General features: G+C 62.8%; 1 protein-coding gene. It reads left to right on the top strand.

Features of this window, described 5'->3' with window-relative positions; all coding sequences use genetic code 11:
• Positions 1-1,724: 1,724 nt before the first annotated feature.
• Positions 1,725-2,472: IS256 family transposase (locus FXF60_RS16320; protein WP_151527039.1), on the top strand; the 748-nt coding region annotated here is incomplete at its 3' end.

Genomic DNA, 2,472 nt, shown 5'->3' with positions numbered 1-2,472 from the left:
GGCTCGAACACCTGCGCGGCTCCGCACTCGGGTTCCGCAACCTGACCAACTACATCGCCCGAAGCCTGCTCGAGACCAGCGGCTTCAGACCCCAACTCCTACACCCCCGATTGGGATGAGCCGGGAATGGTCAGCCGAGTCAATCGCTTGGATCGCCATCGGCGAAAAGTGCGATCTGTGAATGCCAGCGGCCGGCTACTTGATACCCCAAGGACAGTCCTCTCAATCTGTGGTCCGATCAAATGTGCTGGATTGGTGACTACATTAAGAATCCACACCCAACCGGACCCATCCACCGAGAAGCTTAGTTTGAGGCCCCGTCTTCCGTTAGTGCAATCAGCGCCAGGCATAGGAGGCGACCTCGTTGAGAGAATATGTAGCGCGTAAGGTGCAGTTCAGCTGGCGATGTTGATTCCATAACAAACCCCCCGGACAGCAGGCGACGAACTGAGGCTATCACTTCGTACTCCAGCACGCCTATGCTTGTGGCGATCTGGTGGGTGGTATACACATGGCCCAAGTGGTTTCGCGTTGGAGTCTCTCCATTCGACGCCAAGGATTGCTTAGTGGGTGCCCAGGACTCGGGATCGCGCTCTATCCCGTCGTTCCAGCGGATGACGGTGCGTTCTCGCAACCAACGGAAGAGTCCTATGTCCATTACATCCAGGTTACGAATTCCGTTAAGAATCTGACGGCAATCTGACGTCTCGATCTTGCCCGTTGCAGTGGAAGCAAAAGTTGCGGCCATTGCCTCGAGGACCTCATGATCACCCGTCATCGTGGCTTCGTGAAGAAGTTGGGTCAATGGCGGGACCAATTCGGGCCGTTCCTCTAAGAGGTCTGCCACATCCTCCCGCGACATCCCCGAGGAGCGTTCAACCGCGAGCATCACTTGTGAGTGATTCCTACTCCACTCTCTCCGGATAGCACCTAAAGCGCGCTCCACCAGCCATCCCGTGCCTGGGACCACGGAACCCGCGAGCTCTCCGGCCGCGCGTTCGGCGGCCTCCCTGTCCTGTGACACGACTCCCCCTCTTGATCCTGCAATGTAGTTGGCGTTCCTGAGGCGCGGAGGCGCGGGCCCGCTCCGAGGCTGCGGGTATGCTCGGCAAAACGCACGCGACAAAGAGGGCGAGTTCGCCCGTTTCGTTGAGTATCCCGCACATCTCTGACCAGAGTGCGCTGCTCTTCTTACGGCGTCAACCCTACATGCTGTCGAGTGCCGGACTGGATCGCCGATTCAAATCGACAAACAGCAGTGTCGGCCGGAGCGAGAGCCGGTGAACGGACTCGAACCGTCAACCACCTGTTTACAAGACTCCCAGCCACAACGTCCTGACCTGCACAAACAGCCAAGAATGAGGCGTTCAGACCGTTTCGTGCATCATACGTGCATCATGGCTGGCGCCTCATGGTTCGTCTTGGCCACTCCTCCGCCGACCACCCGACGGACGAGAGTCGTGCATACCCCGCAGACGGGGCACCACAACGGACAGCGGTCGAAGTTCGTCCGGCCCTCGACTCCCCTCAAGCCTAGACCGCCCGCCCTTCCCGCCACGTCCACGTCCGCGGCCGTCCCGGCTTCTTCGGTGAGTTGAGTCCTCCATAGTGGTGTAGCGCGGTAGCCGAGGTCGTCGTCTCCGGCGTGTGCGTCAGGCGAGGACGCGGCCACCGCGTGATCCTTCGAGTGAACCTCTCACAGCACCCTCGAACGGAGTCACACGATGACCGCTCCTCACATTGTCGACCCTGCCGGCCTGCTCGGTGAAGCCCTGGCGGAAGCATCGCCTGATCTGATGCGCACGCTGTTGCAGTCGATCATCAACAGTCTGCTGTCCGCGGACGCCGACGCTGTCGTCGGCGCCGAGTACGGACGCCCCAGCAGCGACCGCGTGGCCCAGCGCAACGGTTACCGCCACCGGCCCTTGGACACGCGGGTAGGCACGCTGGATGTCGCGGTTCCCAAGCTGCGCAAGGGCACCTACTTCCCCGAGTGGCTGCTCGAGCGGCGCAAGCGGGCCGAGTCCGCGCTGATCACTGTGGTCGCGGACTGCTACCTGGCCAGCTTGTCCACCCGGCGGATGGACAAGCTGGTCAAGACCTTGGGCATCGACTCGCTGTCCAAGTCCCAGGTCTCCCGGATGGCGGCCGACCTGGACCAGCTCGTCGAGGAGTTTCGCCACCGGCCCCTCGGTGAGGCGGGCCCGTTCACGTTCGTCGCCGCCGACGCGCTCACCATGAAGGTCCGCGAGGGCGGCCGCGTCATCAACGCCGTCGTCCTCCTCGCGACTGGTGTCAACGGCGACGGGCACCGCGAGGTCCTGGGCGTGCGCGTCGCGACCAGTGAGACGGGGTCGGCGTGGAACGAGTTCTTCGCCGACCTCGTCGCCCGCGGCCTAGACGGGGTCCGGCTCGTCACCTCCGACGCCCACGCCGGCCTGGTCGACGCGGTCGCAGCGAACCTGCCCGGCG

It is taken from the genome of Serinicoccus kebangsaanensis (assembly GCF_008919445.1).
Classification (GTDB): domain Bacteria; phylum Actinomycetota; class Actinomycetes; order Actinomycetales; family Dermatophilaceae; genus Ornithinicoccus; species Ornithinicoccus kebangsaanensis.
The sequence above is the reverse complement of the archived record's forward strand: the minus strand, read 5'-3'. Positions and strand labels throughout refer to the sequence as shown.